The sequence below is a fragment of the Xanthomonas citri pv. citri genome (genome assembly GCF_000961215.1).
Lineage (GTDB): Bacteria > Pseudomonadota > Gammaproteobacteria > Xanthomonadales > Xanthomonadaceae > Xanthomonas > Xanthomonas cissicola.
On sequence record NZ_CP008998.1, the window covers coordinates 394,463 to 410,189 of the forward strand.

The following is a 15,727-nucleotide window of genomic DNA, read 5'->3' on the forward strand; positions in this document are numbered from 1 at the left end:
CAACCCGCCTTACCTCGCCGCATTCGCATTCATCACTGCATTGCGGTTGGCATCCAGATACTGCGCCGGGTCGCGCATGCCGGTGGTGTGGCATTGGCCGGTGGTGTGGCCGCGATTCACGCCACCCGGCAGCTGCGCATTGACCTGCTCCACCGTGCCGTCTTCCGGGTCGTTCAACACCAGATCCGAGGCAGCGTTGCAGTAATCGTTGGTGTACCAGTTGGTCTTGGCGAACGAGGTGGTGTAGTAGTTGACCTTGGCGCGTGCATCGGCCGGAATGCCGGCCAGCCAGGCCTTGGCGCCGTCGTAGGTCATATCGCTATTGGTGCCGCAGCCCACGCCGAACCAGGAACCCACCGCGGCCAGCACCCCAGACAGATTGGTACCTTGATACGGCGTGCCCACCGACTGCATCACCCGCCCACCAGTGGCGTTATCCAGCCCGCTCCAATAGTAGGTATACAGGTGCAGCGCAGCCATGCCGCCCTGGCTGTGCGCCACCGTAGAGAACGACGACCATTGGCTGGCGAACTGGGCAAGCCGCTGCGCAAACTGGTCGTTGCTGCGGTTCTGCTTGGCATCCAGGAAGGTCGAGGCATTGGTGAATTGCGCCTGCGGCCACACACCGTTGGAGCAATAGCCGTGCACCAGCACCAATTGCGAGCCGGCGGCCTGAGGCTGTGCCGTCGCCATCGCGGAAGCCAGTGCAGTGGGGCGGGGGCCCATGCGCATGCTCTCGTCGATCGCCGTGCTGGCGTGGGCGAGACTGGCGCGGCGTAGCGCAGGCACTTGCAACGGCAGCGCGCCGGCCTGCACCAGCGGAATGTAATGGTCCGGGTCTTCGATGCGCAGGCTGCGCAGCGTGAACGGTGCCCGCGCACCGGCACGCGCAATCCAGCGTTCGTCCAGGCTCAGGTGCAGCTGGCCTTGCTGCGGCGTCAGCATGCCGGCGATCCAGGCCACCGGTACGTCCTTGCCCTTGGCATCGGTGCCCCAGACCTGGCCGAACACCCTGTAATGCGACGGTGCGTTGCCACGTGCAGCGACCGGTAGCGCAATCGTCAGTTGCGTGCCCTCGGCAGCGCGTGCGCCCAGGGCATTGCCGAGCAGACGCAGCGACGTATCCACCACCGGCACCACGTGCTCGCTGGTCCGCACGAACGGCTGGCCAGCCTGGTCATGCCCATGCACGATGACCTGCGCAATCCAGGTGCCCTCGCTGGTCGGTTGGAACGTGCCGCCGTACACGCCATCGCCAGCGGCGCCATCGCCGTGCTTGCCGTCATCGGCCATCGGCAGGCTGCGCACACCGCCTTGCGGATCGATCACGCGCAGGCTTGCCTGGTCGATCGTTCCGGCTTGTGCCGTCAGCAGCGTGGCGCCGCGTGCATCGTTGCCGCTCAGCAGCGCGTTGAGCGTGAGCGATTGGCCAACCTGCTGCTGACGCGTGCGCAGGTACGAAGCAAGCTGCGTGCGCGCATCGCCTTCCATCAGCACGTAGCCGCGCTGCGCCACCGGCGAGGACGACTGCAGCGTCAACGACCATGCGCCGTTGCGCGCCGACTCCACGGCGTAGCGCATGCCGCTGGTGCCGTGCTCGGCGGTGCCCAACAGCGTGCGCTGCGCGTGCAGCGGTGTCGCCACCGCCGTGGCGCGTGCGCCGGCAAGCTGAGGCGCAGCCACTGCTGCATCCCAGGCCTGATCGCCGGACAGCACCATGAAGCGCAGGTGCCCGTTTTCCACCGGCAAGCTGCCTTGCCAGCGCGCGGATTGACCGGCCGGTGCCAGTTCCACCGGCAGCAACGCACTCTTGGACAAAATCGCCGACTCGGCCGGATCTGGCGCACGCATCTGCGCGAACTCCTCCGGTGGGCCAGCCAATTGCTTGGGCTGCAACTCGGCTGCCGCAAGCGGTGCAGAGAGCAGTGAGAGGGAGCACAACAGCGACGACAGCGACGACAGCGACGGCTTCGGCATGGCAAGATCTCTCCGTGAGCATTGCAGAAGCGATGCCATCGCGCACGGCAACGACACCGGATGCAGCGCCCCCTCGCCGCGATTCGTGGATGGTTATACCGCGCTCTTGTGACAGGTCTGCTGTGCACTGCAACACTCACGGCGCTGCGTGCATGTCGCTAGAAATTAAACGACACCGAGTGCGATCAGGGTCGCGGACGCGGCGTTGTCGCAGAGAAGAATGCAGCGATGAAGACCGAATTCCCCTTCAATCTCGTGCACTGCCGCTGTAGCGGCCAGATTGCCTTGTCCACCATGGGACGCAGCGCATTCAGCCGCTCTCGTCCCGGCCAGCATCGCCACGGACCCATCGCCCGATCAGTAGCGGTGTGACCGCCTCAAGCCTACGTTGACTGGCACACAGACACGTTCGTCTTGACGCCTAATCCGCGGCCACGGAGCTAACCCGATCCTGCGACGCCTCGCACGAGCGATAGTGCGCAACCCACTCCACAGACTGGGCGATGCCGCCGAACGGGAAGAAGTGCAAGCGGACATCTCCATGCGCTTCCGTCAGGCGGCTGACGAGGCGATCGACAAAGCGATCCGGCCCTGCGTTGCCGAATAGCTTGCCAATGGAGATGCCATAGTTTGAGAGCACCGACGCGCAGGCGCCGACGCCGCAGCTTGCCGCATAGCGTGCGAGTACGGCGACACTGGCAGGACCGGGCACGCCCACCCGCACCGGATGCGTCATGCCGCGCGCGCGCAGCGCTTCCAGCCATGTCATGACGATGTCGGCATCGAACCCGAACTGCGTCACGATCAGGGGCGCCATGCCGCGCTCCTGAATGCTGCGACATTTGCGTTCCAGCACGTCCCATTGTTCTGTCGTGCGCATGATCGGATGTCCTTCCGGATGACCCGCCACGCCGATGGTGCGGATGCCTGAGCGTTCGAACACACCCGTCTCGATCAGCGACACGCTGTCGGCAAACGGTCCCTTCGGAGTGGACGGATCACCTGCGATCACCAGGCAACGGGTGACGTCGGCCTCACCGACCAGGCGCGCGATAACTGCCTGCAGTTCCTCGAGCGAGCCGATGCGACGCGCGGAAAGATGTGGCACGGGTTCGAAACCAAGGCGACGCACCCTCTGTGCTGCGGCCAGCCGCGCAGCCTCGGTTTGGCCTGGCAAGTAGGGAATGAACATGTCCGAGCCAGGCAGGATGCGCGGCGCCGCATTGGTCAGCGCGCCGATGTCCTTGACGCTGACCTCCAGCGAATAGGTGTCGGTAATGGTGCTGGCACCGCTCGGCATGTCTGCAGGAATCACGGGTCTTGCGGTCTTGTCATGATGATCGGGTGACATCGCCACCACGCGCTGATCGAGCGGGAGGAGCCCCAAATTCACGTGTGGTCGCCGCTGAACTGGCGAAGGCTCAGTCTTGCTACTCGTCATCGCCATAGAACTTCACGCCGAGTTGAATGCGCTTGCGACCGCTGTCCACACGATGCCGATTGGTATCGCGCAGGGAATAGACGCAACCGCAGTATTCCTGTTGATAGAAGTTCTCGCGCTTGCTGATCTGAATCATGCGCGAGGCGCCACCACCCTTGCGCCAGTTGTACTCCCAATACATCAAGCCGGGATACTTGGCCGCAGCGCGCATGCCGCAGTCGTTGATTTGCTGCATGTTCTTCCAGCGCGAGATACCCAGCGAACTGGTGATCACCGGAAAACCGTGCTCGTGGGCATACAGCGCGGTGCGTTCGAAGCGCATGTCGAAGCACATGGTGCAACGCACGCCGCGCTCAGGTTCGTTTTCCATCCCGCGTGCCCGCTCGAACCAGTTGTCCCGATCGTAGTCGGCGTCGATGAAGGGCACGCCGAACTGTTCGGCAAAACGCACGTTTTCGTCCTTGCGCAACTCGTATTCCTTGCGCGGATGAATGTTGGGATTGTAGAAAAAGATGGTGTAGTCGATGCCGGAGGCCAGCATCGCCTCCATGACCTCGCCAGAGCACGGCGCGCAGCACGAATGCAGCAAGACCTTGGCGTGGCCGTCAGGCAGTGGAAGTGGCATGCGTTGGGCAGTGGCGTCCATCAGTGGGGTCCTTGCGGATAGGCAGTGGCATTGGCCGGCGCACGCGCCAGTTCGATGAAGGCGCGCAGGTAATCGATTGCGATGTCCGCCTCGCGCGCGCCCAGATAGATCTGCTTGGGGATGCCGCGCGCACCCAGCCGCACCGGCACCACGTCCATTCTGGCCGCATATTCCTCGACCAGCCAGCGCGGCATGGCGGCCACGCCGCGGCCGCTGGCCACCATCTGCATCATGATGTCGGTGGTTTCGATGGCCTTGTGGCGCCGCGGCGTGACGCCGGCCGGCAACAGGAATTGGCTGTAGATATCCAGGCGCTCAAGATCCACCGGGTAGCTGATCAGCACCTCGCGTGTGAGCTGCTGTGGCTTGACGTAGGCCGCCGACGCCAACGCATGGCGCTTGGCCACGACCAGCACCTGCTCATAGTGGAACACCGGCTCGAACCTGAGTCCTGGCTTGAACAGCGGGTCGGGCGTGACCAGCAGATCGATCTCGTAGCCGAACAACGCGCCGATGCCGCCGAACTGGAACTTCTGTTTCACATCCACATCCACATCCGGCCACGTGGCCAGATACGGCGCCACCAACTTGAGCAGCCACTGGTAGCAGGGATGGCATTCCATGCCGATGCGTAGCGCACCGCGCTCGCCTTGGGCGAACTGCCCCAGCCGCTCTTCGGCCAGGTCCAGTTGCGGTAGCACCCGGTTTGCCACCGCCAGCAGGTACTGGCCGGCCTGGGTCAGGCGCAGGCTGCGCCCCTCGCGCAACCAGATGTCGGTGCCCAGCTGCTGTTCCAGCTTCTTCATGCTGTGGCTCAGCGCCGACTGGGTCAGATTCAACACGCCTGCGGCGGCGGTCAGCGAGCCTTGCTGCTCGACCTGCTGGACGATGGTGAGATGGATGCGCTCAAGCATTCAAATGATCCGAATTCATGGATTGTTGAAATAACACCATTTTACTTCATTGAATGCCAGCCCTAGCATCGGGACTCGTTGTTCAGTCGCTGCCGTGCGAACGGGTTCGGACGCATGGCGCGGCCAATAGGTCGGGCCGCAATCTTCCTGGCGCACTGCACGACGTCCCCACTGCGTAAGGTTGCCTAGCATGACTGTCAAACACCCACTCCGCGTCGTCGCGGTTTCCGGCGGGATGCAACGCCCCTCCAAGGCTGTTGCCCTGGCAGAACACCTGCTGGAGTTGATCGCCGATCAGGTGCCGTGCGAGCGCCATCTGGTCGAAATTGGGGCGTTGGCACCGCACTTCGCTGGCGCGCTCTGGCGTACCCAAGTCCCTGGCACGGTGGAGCAGGCGCTCTGCCTGGTAGAGCAGGCCGACGTGCTGGTGGTGGCAACGCCGGTCTACCGCGGCTCGTTCACCGGACTGTTCAAGCATTTCTTCGATTTCATCGATCAGGACGCCTTGATCGATACCCCCGTGCTGCTCGCCGCAACCGGGGGCAGCGACCGCCATGCGTTGGTGATCGACCACCAGCTACGCCCGCTTTTCAGCTTCTTCCAGGCACGCACCTTGCCGCTGGGCGTCTACGCAACCGACCGCGACTTTCTGGACTACCGCGTGCACAACGACGCGCTGGCCGAGCGGGCCAGGCTGGCGGTGCAGCGGGCACTGCCGCTGATCGAGCTGACGCGGCACGCGCGGTCCAGCGCCGCGCAGGGCGTGGCTGCGGCCTGAGGGCCCAGCTCGCGGTAGCCAGGGAACCGGATCGGTCGGCAAGCGCGTACTGATCCACTTCCCGGCCTGCATGCCGCCGGCATTTACCCATGACGCAGCGCATGCGCGCGTCCCATCTTAGAAACAAGGCATCGGTTCGCAATGACTCACGTATTGAATTTCACCATCAAGAGCCTGCGCTTCGATGAGGACTACCACCCCTCGGCCACGACGCGCAACACGACCAACTTCGCCAACCTGGCCAGAGGTCAGCGACGTCAGGAAAATTTGCGTAACACGCTGGCGATGATCAACAACCGCTGCAACGATCTGGCGCACTGGGATAACCCCAACCGTGACCGTTACGCGGTGGAGCTGGACATCATCTCCGTCGAAATGCACATCGGCGAACGCGCGCTGGACGATGCGTTTCCGTTGATCGAGATATTGAAACCCACCATCGTCGATCGGCATACCGGTGCGCGCATCGACGGCATTGCCGGCAATAATTTCTCTTCCTACGTGCGCGACTACGATTTCAGCGTGCTGCTGCCAGCGCACAACCAAGATGCGTCCGGCTTCAACATCCCGGACGATTTTGGCGACCTGCACGGCAAGCTGTTCAAGCACTTCGTGCACTCGCCCGCGTACTGCGCGCACTTCCAGAAGTCGCCGGTCATCTGCATCAGCGTCTCCACCAGCAGAACCTATCACCGCACCGGAAACCGGCACCCCATCCTGGGGATCGAATACCGGCAGGACGCGGTTTCGTTGACCGACCAGTACTTCGAAAAGATGGGCCTGCAGGTGCGCTATTTCATGCCGCCCAGCAGCGTTGCGCCCTTGGCGTTCTACTTCTTCGGCGACCTGCTCGGCGACTACACCAACCTGGAGCTGATCGGCACCATCGCCACAATGGAAACGTTCCAGAAGATTTACCGGCCAGAGATCTACAACGCCAACGCTGCAGCAGGGCCGACCTATCAGCCGAGCCTGAAGCATCAGGATTATTCGTCCACCCAGATCGTCTACGACCGCCAAGAGCGCAGCCAGCTCGCCGTGACGCAGGGCAAATTCACCGAAGAACATTTCATCCGGCCCTACGGCAACCTGCTTGCGCAGTGGGCCTCCAGCCGCGCTTCCTAATCAACCAGAACGCACGACATCCCTCATCATGACAAAGCTGCTCCCCACCTCAACCGCCGGTAGCCTGCCCAAGCCGTCCTGGCTCGCCCAGCCCGAAACGCTCTGGTCGCCCTGGAAATTGCAGGACGCCGAACTGATCGAAGGCAAGCAGGACGCGCTGCGTTTGTCGCTGCAGGAACAGCAGCACGCCGGCATCGATATCGTCAGCGACGGCGAACAGACACGTCAGCATTTCGTCACCACGTTTATCGAACATCTCAGCGGTGTCGATTTCGAAAAACGCGAGACGGTCAGGATTCGCGACCGCTACGACGCCAGCGTGCCGACCGTCGTCGGCGCGGTCAGCCGTCCGAGATCGGTGTTCGTGGACGATGCCAAGTTCCTGCGCCAGCAGACCCGCCAGCCGATCAAGTGGGCGCTGCCCGGCCCGATGACGATGATCGACACGCTCTTCGATGCGCACTACAAAAGCCGCGAAAAACTGGCATGGGAGTTTGCCAAGATCCTCAATCAGGAAGCCAGGGAACTGGAAGCCGCCGGCGTGGACATCATCCAGTTCGACGAACCGGCCTTCAACGTCTTCTTCGACGAGGTCAACGACTGGGGCGTCGCCACCCTGGAGCGCGCGGTGGAGGGTCTGAAGTGCGAGACCGCCGTCCACATCTGCTATGGCTACGGCATCAAGGCCAATACCGACTGGAAGCAGACGCTGGGTTCGGAGTGGCGCCAGTACGAAGAGTCGTTCCCCAAGCTGCAGACATCCTCGCTGGACATCATTTCGCTGGAATGCCACAACTCGCACGTGCCGATCGATCTGATCGAACTCGTTCGCGGAAAGAAGGTGATGGTCGGCGCCATCGACGTGGCAAGCACGACGATCGAAACGCCGCAGGAAGTGGCCGAGACACTGCGCAAAGCGCTGCGCTTCGTCGATGCCGACAAACTCTATCCCTCCACCAACTGCGGCATGGCACCGCTCGCCCGGCACGTGGCGCGCGGCAAACTCAGTGCGCTCAGTGCGGGCGCGCAGATCGTGCGTGGAGAACTGTCGGCTTAGCCCAACTGCCACCGCAGTGCGCCACGTGCCGTCGGGCGGCCTGGCGTGTGCGCGAACGCGACAGATGCCGGCCGTGCACATCGGCCACATGAGCGTCGGCGGCTGCGCACCGGCGTCGCCGGCGCCGACTCGTTCCGGCGCCATGCATGCCGCAACGCCAACGGCCCGGGCATCCCATCGCAGGCTGCATGGCGCCAGCCCGGCTCTCAGCCGCTGCGTGCATCGCCACGGCGTGCATACAAGGCCGTCAGCAGCGGCACCAGCAACGAGGTGACGATGACCGCACTGGCCACCAGCGCCGTCGCGGCCGGCGCTGCGGGTGCGAACTGCGGCGCCATGCCGGCGATCAGGGCCGGAGTGGCCACGGCGGCACCGGCCGTGCTGGAGGCGGCCACCCCGGCGGTGCCGTTGCCGCCGCCGATCCAGCGGTCGGCCAGCAGCAAGGGCAGCCCGGTGATCACGACGACCGCCACGCCCAGCAGCACGCCACTTGTGCCGGTGTGGGCGATGGTCGACAGATCCAGCGTGTTGCCGAGCGCGAACCCGAAGAAAGGCACCAGCGTCTTGGTCGCCTGCGCGAAGAACTGCCGCAATTCCGCGTCGAGGTTGCCCAGTGCAAAGCCCAGCAACAGCGGCAGCACCGCCCCGACGAACAGCTGTGGTTCGAAGCTGGCCAGGCCGCTGGCACCCAGGATCAGCATGGAGATCAGCGGGCCCGATTCCAGCGACATCAGCACCACTGCCCCTGCGTCTTCGCTGCTGCCGTATTGCTGCATCAACGCGGCGTACAGCCCGCCGTTGGTCATGTCCATCGCAGCCACCAGCGCCAGGACCGACAGCCCGGCCAGCGGCCCGCTCGACACACCGCCGATGGGAAGCAGCGGTGCGCACAGGACTGCGACGAGCCAGGCCACCGCGATCTTGGTCAGTACCAAGCTGCCCGAACGGCGCAGCACCCGTCCGGAGGCGCGCAGCTGGATGGTTGCTCCCATGCAGAAAAACCACACCGCCAGGATCGGAACCGTGCCGCTGATCAGACCGTTGCTGAAAGACCCCAAGGTGCTGCCGGCCTGCGGCCAGAGCGTGTGGCAAAGCGCCCCGAGCAACAAGGGGACCAGCATCATCCCGCCGGGAAGCCGCTCCACCGTGGCCTTGATACGCATACGCGTTCCAGTGAGCGCGTCACCACGCGCGGGGCTGGCAGCATCGCGCAGGCACCTGCGTGCATGCAGATCCCGGCGCGAACGCACGCAGCCGCACACGAATGCACCGGTCATGACCGCCGCAGCAGCGATGACCGGCGCTGCCGACCTTGCTCAGTAATTGACCTGCAACTGCAGGCGCAGCAAATCGCCTTCAACGACCGGATACGGCGCGGTGCCGACGTCGGTACGCTTCATCTTCGAATAGGCGAACACCAGTTCCAGCGCATCCATCGGCTGCCATTCGACACCGGCTTCCACTTCGTCCAGACGCATGCGCGGGGCATTGGTGTCGAACTTGGAGCCGCCGCGGTAGGTCTGCCATTTCAGGTACGGCAGCAAGGTGCCGTAGTTGAAGTCGTGCTTGAACATGGCCTGCACATAGCCGCCGCTCAGCGAGCGGGTGCGGATGCGGCGCTGGGCCACATCCAGTTCCGGGCCACGGCCCACCGTCCACTCCGCCTGCAGGCCGAACGGCTGCGGGTAATAGATGATGTGCGCGGCCACGCGCTGGTCGGTATAGCCATTGGGCTCGGTGATGGCCGGGGTAAAGCTGCGGCCGCCGATATTCACTGCTGCCGCGGTCGGCACGAAGCGGCCGGCGTAGGCGTCGGCGCCCACTTCCAGATACTGGCCGTTGGCGAACTTGAACGGGTAGGTGGCGTGCACCACCGCGTGCATGCTGTCGTTACGCTCGGCGCGGTTGGCGCCCTGGCCGTTGTACACACCGGCACCGATCACGCCGTAGTCGCCCGACCCCTTCAATCCCGACTTGACCAAGTCCTGGAAGCGGCCCTTGGCCACGGTGGGGCTGTAATAGAACACCGCACCGATATCGCGTTCGTCGCGCAGGCCGGAGTTCAATGCATCGGCGCGATCCAGCGAGAGCCGGTTCTGGCTGGACTGCAGATTTTCCCAGCCGTACGGCATTTTCGATTGACCCACACGCACGCGGTATTCGCGCTTCTTGTCGAAGAAGATATCGGCGTAGGCGTCGCGCAGCTGCGCAAAGTTGGAGGTGGTGGAGCCAGTGGGCGTGCTGGCAAAATCCGGCTGGAAATACAGCGACACATGCTCGTTGAGATCGCCACTCAGCACCAGGCGCGCACGGCGGATGCCCAGGCTCTGGTCGTTGCCGATAAAGCGGTCGCCCGGCGCGCGCAGGTCCTGCGCATCGCCGCCGATGCCCTGGTTGTAACGGATCTGGGTGTAGCCGCGCAGGCTGAGTTTGTCGTACCACTTCTTGCCGGCGTCGCCGGACTTGGCCGGCGCTGGCGTTGCAACCGGCGCCGGCATAGGTGCGACCTGGGCAATGGCGGCGTCCGCGGGCGTGGCGGCGCCCGGCGCGGGCGGCAGCGGTTGTGCGGGCACGGCCGGCATCGCCGATGCCGGCAGCTTGCCGTTTTCGTCCACCTGCACGAAGGTGCCCAACTTGTCGCGACCTGGCGCCGGCTCGGCGAAGATCTGCTTGGTCTTGCGGTCGACGTACAACTCCAGCTCGGCGGCCAGCGTGCTGCCGCTGGCGGTCGCGCTGAGGGCGCACAGAACAGTGGCGAGATTGCGTTTTTTCATTGGTCCGGCTCGTGCAAGGGAAACGGGTCGGCGGCTGCGTCGATCCGGTGCTGCCAAGAGGGCGGCTGCACGGCGTGGAAGCGCCTGCCAGGCGCCGGTCGTCCTGACGTAGCGGCAATGGCAGCAGTTATATTTAGATTTGATGTCAGTTTGGTGACACTGCCGAACCTCGCTGTCGCGCCCTTGTGTCACCGTCGTGTCGGGGCGATGGCAGTTATGCGACCAACGTGAGGCGAGCCCAGCTGCGCGCGATGTGATGAAGGTGGTCGAACAGAACTGCATCCGGAACGTGCGGTCGTGGCATCACGGAGACCGCGCACGCCCTCCCATGCTTTCGGTGTTGCGCATCGTCGATGGTTGCGCGCCATTACCTGCTGGACCCGCCAGCGCGGCGCGTCTGCGCCACCATTGAGCTTTGCAAGCACGCAATTTGCAGCGGCGTCGGCACGGTCACGCTGCGATCTGCAGCGCCCGGGAGTGCGTCGCGCAGCGCCAGGCTGTGCAGGTCTCTGATGTTGGCAGCAACCCGTGCCGCACCGGCTCGATCACCGCAGCACGCGTTGACCAGCCGAGATGCACGGTTGCTGATCGGCCGTTAACGCAGCGCCACTGCCCATCGCCTCGACCAATGCCGTTGGTCCAACGCACTGGCGAGCATCCCGACACACGCAGCCACGCCGACCAGCCGGCCATCGCTGCCGGTCGCATATCGATGAAGCACCACGAGGTTTCGCCGTGATCCCAGGCGGTCATGGCGCACCTGCTCAACGATGCGCGAACCACTGCGTGCCGACGGCTCGGCAGCGCAGTGGTCCCGGCCGTGACTCAGCGCGCTGCGAGCGCCGCCGCCACCGCGTCGCGCAACGGCGTGGTGGGGCGACCGATCAACCGGCTCAGCGTATGGCGATCATCGAACAGGGCGCCGTCGCGCGAAGCGGCCGAGCACTGCGCCAGCACCTGCGCAAAGCCGGCCGGCAGGCCGATCTGCACCAGCGCTGCCGCGTAATCGACTTCCGGCAGGTCGTGATAGGCCACCGGCTTGCCCGACTGCTGCGCCACCTCGGCGGCGTACTCGGCCATCGTGAAAGCGGTATCGCCTGCCAGCTCGTACACCTGCCCGGCCTGCGGTGCATCCGACGCCAGCACTGCTGCAGCGGCCGCGGCATAGTCGGCGCGCGTGGCGGCGCTGATCCTGCCTTCGCCCGCACTGCCGATCACTGCGCCGTGGGCGACCTCTGCAGCGATCGAGCCGGTGTAGTTCTCGGTGTACCAGCCATTGCGCAACAACGCGTGCGGCACGCCGCTCTCGCGCAGCAGCGCCTCGGTGGCCACATGCTCGGCGGCCAGCGACAGCGTGCTGGTGTCGGCATGCAGGATGCTCGTATACGCCAGCAGCTCCACCCCGGCGCGCTTGGCTGCCTCGATCACGTTGCGGTGTTGCGGCACGCGCTGGCCGACCGCATTGGACGAGACCAGCAACACGCGGCCCACGCCGGCGAAGGCCGTGTCCAGGCTTTGCGGGTTCGCATAGTCGGCCTGACGTACCGCGATGTCGCGTTTTGCGAACTCGGCAAGTGACGCGGTATCCCGGGCCGTTGCTACGATGCGGTTTGCAGGCAGATGGCCAAGCAGCGCTTCGACCACCAGCGCACCCAACTGCCCGCTGGCGCCGGTGACAAGAGTCAGGGGGGATATAGAGGTCATGACGGGCTCCGGTAGGTTTGCATAAGAGATTTGGTCTACTATCTAGACCTAACTGATCGCCTGCATAGTGTCAGCGCCGCTCAGGCCTCCGCAAGGAGGCAGTTTTGCTCCCCCTGGTTACCGTGAGATACCCCACGTGAATGCGATTGCCCTGTTCCCGCCGCCGCCGTCCCTGGAAGGACCCTTCGACGCCACCAAGTGCCCAGTGCGCGATGTGCTCGACCAGATCGGCGACAAGTGGACCCTGCTGATCCTGCTGACGCTGATCCCCGGCCCATCCCGCTTCAGTGCCATCCAGCGCGCCGTGCCGGACATCTCCAAGCGCATGCTGACCCAGACGCTGCGCAATCTTGAGCGCAACGGCATGATCACCCGCAAGGTCTACGCCACCAAGCCGCCGAGCGTGGAATACGCGCTCTCCAAGCTGGGAATTGCGCTACTCGGCCCAGTCTCGCAACTGCTCACTTGGGCGGGCGAAAACCACGGCAGCATCCGCGCCGCCCGCGAGCGATTCGATCGCGCACAGCAGGCGGCAGTGGCGTTGGATCCCGACGAAGCCATGGCATAGGCGCGGCGCTGCGTCACCGCGATTCAAGCCAATGCGGTGACGTGGTGCAGCGGCGCTTCCGCGTGCGCCTCGGCTGTCGGCGCTGACTGCAGATGCGCTCGCGGCGTCCTGGCTTACATGTCTCTCATGTGCGGTTTGACGCGTGAGTCAGGCCGCGCTGTGAAGTGCTGTCGGGTGGAATGAATTGTTAGGGCGCCAGCCGGCGACGACACAGCTTCAGTGCAGCCCAGCCAACCGCGCCGCCAGCGATGCCACCCCAAATGATGTCATCTGTGAAGCGATAGCCAGTAAGGTGTGCCACAACGGCACCGATGACGAAGCCGGAAAGCGAGAACCAGGCAACCATCCGTCGGTCCGCCACGGCCTGATCTTCCGCGGCACGCCTACGACGAATCTGTTCTTGCGCCTCCAGATCCGGCTGAAGTATGGCCTGCGCGATTGCGTCTGCTTGTGACTTATCCATGCACTGATCCCCGAAAAACGCGCTAGCGCTCGTAACCCCAAGCTGCCGTATTACTCATGAAGCTCCTAACGCTTGAATTAGCCGCGCGCGATGCGGGCTTGGCTTGAATGAATTTCTAGGCACCGGCCTAAGTAGGTGGAGCCCGCTCTAACTCTGACGTAAATATATCCGCTAGCCAGATGGTGTGGCCCTCCGAGCCGATACACTCGACGGCGAAAGCGGCCTCGCGGCCTGGCTGAACCGCATGCACCAGAACGACTGCTCCAAGGTCACCGATCTGGGGAGACCGTTGGCTGAAGTCATGGTCTATCCGAGCGTCGGGGATGTTTGCGATAACGCGAACTAGGTCGAACTCAGAGATTCGCATTGCAGGATCTAGTATCTGAGTTAAGCCGCGCTGTGAAGCGGCGTGGGCTTGAATGAGCCATTAGGCGGCCGACCGATTAATGGACGCCGCTGGGTGGACCAATGAGGGAGTCGATGCCCTCATCCCGAATAGTGCGCAATGCCTCGTCGAGTGCGGCCTGGTCCGTTGCGAAGAGGTCATCCCAGACGGTGGAGTTGTTGAATTCATCAACAGCCTCAAGAGTCCAGCCGGTGTCGGGTCCGCGATAGATCTCTAAGCGAATAGTACGGCCATCGGTCGTAACGGAGCGACAGAGGGGCGATGTCACAAGCTGATAGTTTTCCATAAATTTCTCTTTACGACCGTCTCTGCGCTTCCGCCTAACATCTCGCCGAATCCGGGTTGCGAGACAAATTCTGCCTGAGTGAATTGTTAGGCCAAATGACGATCACGGCATTTTGACTTCGACCAATTCTTTCAAGTAGGAAAATACATCAGGCCCAGCATCTCCGCCAGAGGACTTATTTGGCGGGGAAGGGCGAGGGTCTTCCTGGCGCACCAGCAAAGAGCTGCTTCCGTCACGCTCGGTCAGCTCATAGGTCATGAAAAAGTAGTGCTCTGGAATGTCTTGCAGATCGGGGCGCGGGAAGAACAACGAGTACGTAAGGCGCGACTCCGGCAAGAACTCAAGAACCGTGCCTTTCTGTTCAAAGACTTGATACGCCCAGGGTTCCGTAGACACTCAAGACCCTCGTTGCGCGTAGCGCCGTTCAAACTCTACAGGGGACAGGTCGCCAGTTGAACCATGACGGCGTTGTGGGTTGTAGAACATCTCGATGTAGTCGAACACCTCGGCGCGTGCGGCGTCCTTGGTGGGGTAGATCCGCCGCCTGATCCGCTCGCGTTTGAGCAGACCAAAGAAGCTCTCCACCGGTGCGTTGTCATGGCAGTTGCCACGCCGACTCATGCTGCACACCAAGCCATGGGACGCCAGGAAACTGCGCCAGTCATCGCTGGTGTAGACAGACCCCTGGTCCGAATGAACCAGGCAACCAGCGCTGGGTTTGCGCCGCCACACCGCCGACAGCAAGGCCTGCACGACCAACTCGGTATCGGCTCGATCGCGCATCGCCCAGCCGACGACCTGCCTGGAAAACAGATCGATCACCACAGCCAGGTACATCCAGCCTTCATGCGTACGGATGAAGGTGAAGTCGCTCGCCCAGGCCGTGTCCGGCTCGGTCACGTCGAACTGTCGATCCAGCAGGTTGGCTGCCGCCTTGCACGGCGTTCCGCCATGGAAGCGCGGCTTGCGGCCATAGCCCACCTGGGCACGCAGTCCCTCGGTGCGCATCAATCGATGCACCCGATGGCGACTGCAACGCTCACCCAGATCGCGTAGATCCTTGGCAATCTTGCGATGCCCATAGACACTGCCGCTGGCCAACCAGTGGTGCTTGATCAGCCCCAGCAGGCGTTCGTCTTCCTTGGCGCGTTCACTGTCGGGCGACTTTAGCCACGCGTAGTATCCAGCCCGGTTCACCCGCAAAACCCGGCACATCGCGCACACCCTGAATTCTTCGCGGTGGACTTGCATGAAGAGGTACTTTGCCTTTACCCCTTGGCAAAGTACGCGGCGGCCTTTTTTAGGATGTCGCGCTCCTCCGTCACCCGGCGCAACTCGATCTTCAGCCGCCGGACTTCGGCGCTCTGGTCCGCCTCAGCGCGCTGTACTACGCCGGGCTTGCCGAACTTGCGCAGCCAAGCGTACAGGCTGTGCGTGGTGACACCCAGTCGCTCGGCGACCTCTGCCACCTTGAACCCACGATCGGTCACTTGCCGGACCGCCTCGATCTTGAACTCATCCGTATACCGCTTACTGCTCATGGACACCTCCGAATCAGCCATTTTCCATGGCCTTGAGATGTCTAGGA

General features: G+C 63.6%; 15 protein-coding genes. 4 read left to right on the forward strand and 11 right to left on the reverse strand.

Annotated features, from left to right (window positions below; genetic code table 11):
- Positions 1-9: 9 nt before the first annotated feature.
- The 4 genes from AMD14_RS02200 to AMD14_RS02215 all read right to left on the reverse strand — a co-directional run bounded on the left by AMD14_RS02200 (position 10) and on the right by AMD14_RS02215 (position 4,978).
- A complete protein-coding gene (locus AMD14_RS02200) occupies positions 10-1,977 on the reverse strand; it encodes a choice-of-anchor X domain-containing protein (RefSeq protein ID WP_015471619.1) in 1,968 nt (655 codons plus the stop codon).
- A 421-nt stretch (positions 1,978-2,398) separates the two neighbouring features.
- On the reverse strand, positions 2,399-3,277 hold the full coding sequence (locus tag AMD14_RS02205) for a methylenetetrahydrofolate reductase (RefSeq protein ID WP_011050250.1): 879 nt from the start codon (positions 3,275-3,277) through the stop codon (positions 2,399-2,401).
- Between the two features lie 130 nt (positions 3,278-3,407).
- On the reverse strand, positions 3,408-4,064 hold the full coding sequence (locus AMD14_RS02210) for an epoxyqueuosine reductase QueH (RefSeq protein WP_003489004.1): 657 nt from the start codon (positions 4,062-4,064) through the stop codon (positions 3,408-3,410).
- On the reverse strand, positions 4,064-4,978 hold the full coding sequence (locus tag AMD14_RS02215; RefSeq protein WP_011050251.1) for a LysR family transcriptional regulator: 915 nt from the start codon (positions 4,976-4,978) through the stop codon (positions 4,064-4,066). The genes AMD14_RS02210 and AMD14_RS02215 overlap by 1 nt, the downstream gene beginning before the upstream one ends.
- Positions 4,979-5,168: 190 nt before the next feature.
- On the opposite strand from AMD14_RS02215, the gene msuE reads away from it, so the two are divergent.
- The 3 genes from msuE (at position 5,169) to AMD14_RS02230 (ending at position 7,938) form a co-directional block, all read left to right on the forward strand.
- Positions 5,169-5,756: an FMN reductase gene (gene msuE, locus AMD14_RS02220; protein ID WP_011050252.1), complete on the forward strand. Its 588-nt coding sequence runs from the start codon at positions 5,169-5,171 to the stop codon at positions 5,754-5,756.
- A 141-nt stretch (positions 5,757-5,897) separates the two neighbouring features.
- Positions 5,898-6,881 (forward strand): DUF1852 domain-containing protein, encoded by a 984-nt coding sequence (locus tag AMD14_RS02225; RefSeq protein WP_011050253.1) that lies wholly within the window; start codon positions 5,898-5,900, stop codon positions 6,879-6,881.
- 28 nt (positions 6,882-6,909) lie between these two features.
- The gene (locus AMD14_RS02230) at positions 6,910-7,938 is read left to right on the forward strand and encodes a methionine synthase (RefSeq protein WP_003488997.1); all 1,029 of its coding nucleotides are present in this window, start codon (positions 6,910-6,912) and stop codon (positions 7,936-7,938) included.
- A 206-nt stretch (positions 7,939-8,144) separates the two neighbouring features.
- Here the strand turns inward: AMD14_RS02230 and kdgT are convergent, their stop codons facing one another.
- From kdgT to AMD14_RS02245, 3 genes are all read right to left on the reverse strand, one after another.
- Positions 8,145-9,101 (reverse strand): 2-keto-3-deoxygluconate transporter, encoded by a 957-nt coding sequence (gene kdgT, locus AMD14_RS02235; RefSeq protein WP_005915223.1) that lies wholly within the window; start codon positions 9,099-9,101, stop codon positions 8,145-8,147.
- 153 nt (positions 9,102-9,254) lie between these two features.
- On the reverse strand, positions 9,255-10,712 hold the full coding sequence (locus AMD14_RS02240; RefSeq protein WP_003488991.1) for an OprO/OprP family phosphate-selective porin: 1,458 nt from the start codon (positions 10,710-10,712) through the stop codon (positions 9,255-9,257).
- Positions 10,713-11,537: 825 nt separating this feature from the next.
- Complete coding sequence (locus AMD14_RS02245) at positions 11,538-12,416, reverse strand: SDR family oxidoreductase (RefSeq protein WP_011050255.1); 879 nt, start codon at positions 12,414-12,416, stop codon at positions 11,538-11,540.
- Between the two features lie 136 nt (positions 12,417-12,552).
- On the opposite strand from AMD14_RS02245, the gene AMD14_RS02250 reads away from it, so the two are divergent.
- Positions 12,553-12,984 (forward strand): winged helix-turn-helix transcriptional regulator, encoded by a 432-nt coding sequence (locus AMD14_RS02250; protein WP_003488983.1) that lies wholly within the window; start codon positions 12,553-12,555, stop codon positions 12,982-12,984.
- Between the two features lie 187 nt (positions 12,985-13,171).
- On the opposite strand, the gene AMD14_RS02255 is transcribed toward AMD14_RS02250, so the two are convergent.
- The 4 genes from AMD14_RS02255 to AMD14_RS02275 all read right to left on the reverse strand — a co-directional run bounded on the left by AMD14_RS02255 (position 13,172) and on the right by AMD14_RS02275 (position 15,680).
- Positions 13,172-13,447, reverse strand: a complete 276-nt coding sequence (locus AMD14_RS02255) for a hypothetical protein (RefSeq protein WP_015462779.1) — start codon at positions 13,445-13,447, stop codon at positions 13,172-13,174.
- A gap of 443 nt (positions 13,448-13,890) precedes the next feature.
- Positions 13,891-14,139 carry a hypothetical protein gene (locus AMD14_RS02265; RefSeq protein ID WP_005915237.1) on the reverse strand — a complete coding sequence of 83 codons (249 nt, stop codon included), beginning with the start codon at positions 14,137-14,139 and terminating at the stop codon, positions 13,891-13,893.
- Positions 14,140-14,241: 102 nt separating this feature from the next.
- On the reverse strand, positions 14,242-14,535 hold the full coding sequence (locus AMD14_RS02270) for an SRPBCC family protein (RefSeq protein ID WP_015462780.1): 294 nt from the start codon (positions 14,533-14,535) through the stop codon (positions 14,242-14,244).
- Positions 14,536-15,680 (reverse strand): IS3-like element ISXac3 family transposase gene (locus AMD14_RS02275; protein ID WP_087943921.1). Its coding sequence is split into 2 segments (ribosomal slippage): positions 14,536-15,443 and positions 15,443-15,680, totalling 1,146 coding nucleotides; the frame shifts between segments, so codons are not numbered across the junction. It abuts the gene before it with no gap.
- Positions 15,681-15,727: the final 47 nt, after the last annotated feature.

Bases quoted from the DNA above. Each gene is read 5' to 3' on its own strand.
- AMD14_RS02200 (WP_015471619.1), bottom strand. From the start codon at position 1,977: ATGCCGAAGCCGTCGCTGTCGTCGCTGTCGTCGCTGTTGTGCTCCCTC.
- AMD14_RS02230 (WP_003488997.1), top strand. From the start codon at position 6,910: ATGACAAAGCTGCTCCCCACCTCAACCGCCGGTAGCCTGCCCAAGCCG.
- kdgT (WP_005915223.1), bottom strand. From the start codon at position 9,101: ATGCGTATCAAGGCCACGGTGGAGCGGCTTCCCGGCGGGATGATGCTG.
- AMD14_RS02225 (WP_011050253.1), top strand. From the start codon at position 5,898: ATGACTCACGTATTGAATTTCACCATCAAGAGCCTGCGCTTCGATGAG.
- AMD14_RS02210 (WP_003489004.1), bottom strand. From the start codon at position 4,064: ATGGACGCCACTGCCCAACGCATGCCACTTCCACTGCCTGACGGCCAC.
- AMD14_RS02215 (WP_011050251.1), bottom strand. From the start codon at position 4,978: ATGCTTGAGCGCATCCATCTCACCATCGTCCAGCAGGTCGAGCAGCAA.
- AMD14_RS02240 (WP_003488991.1), bottom strand. From the start codon at position 10,712: ATGAAAAAACGCAATCTCGCCACTGTTCTGTGCGCCCTCAGCGCGACC.
- AMD14_RS02245 (WP_011050255.1), bottom strand. From the start codon at position 12,416: ATGACCTCTATATCCCCCCTGACTCTTGTCACCGGCGCCAGCGGGCAG.
- msuE (WP_011050252.1), top strand. From the start codon at position 5,169: ATGACTGTCAAACACCCACTCCGCGTCGTCGCGGTTTCCGGCGGGATG.
- AMD14_RS02265 (WP_005915237.1), bottom strand. From the start codon at position 14,139: ATGGAAAACTATCAGCTTGTGACATCGCCCCTCTGTCGCTCCGTTACG.
- AMD14_RS02205 (WP_011050250.1), bottom strand. From the start codon at position 3,277: ATGCCGAGCGGTGCCAGCACCATTACCGACACCTATTCGCTGGAGGTC.
- AMD14_RS02255 (WP_015462779.1), bottom strand. From the start codon at position 13,447: ATGGATAAGTCACAAGCAGACGCAATCGCGCAGGCCATACTTCAGCCG.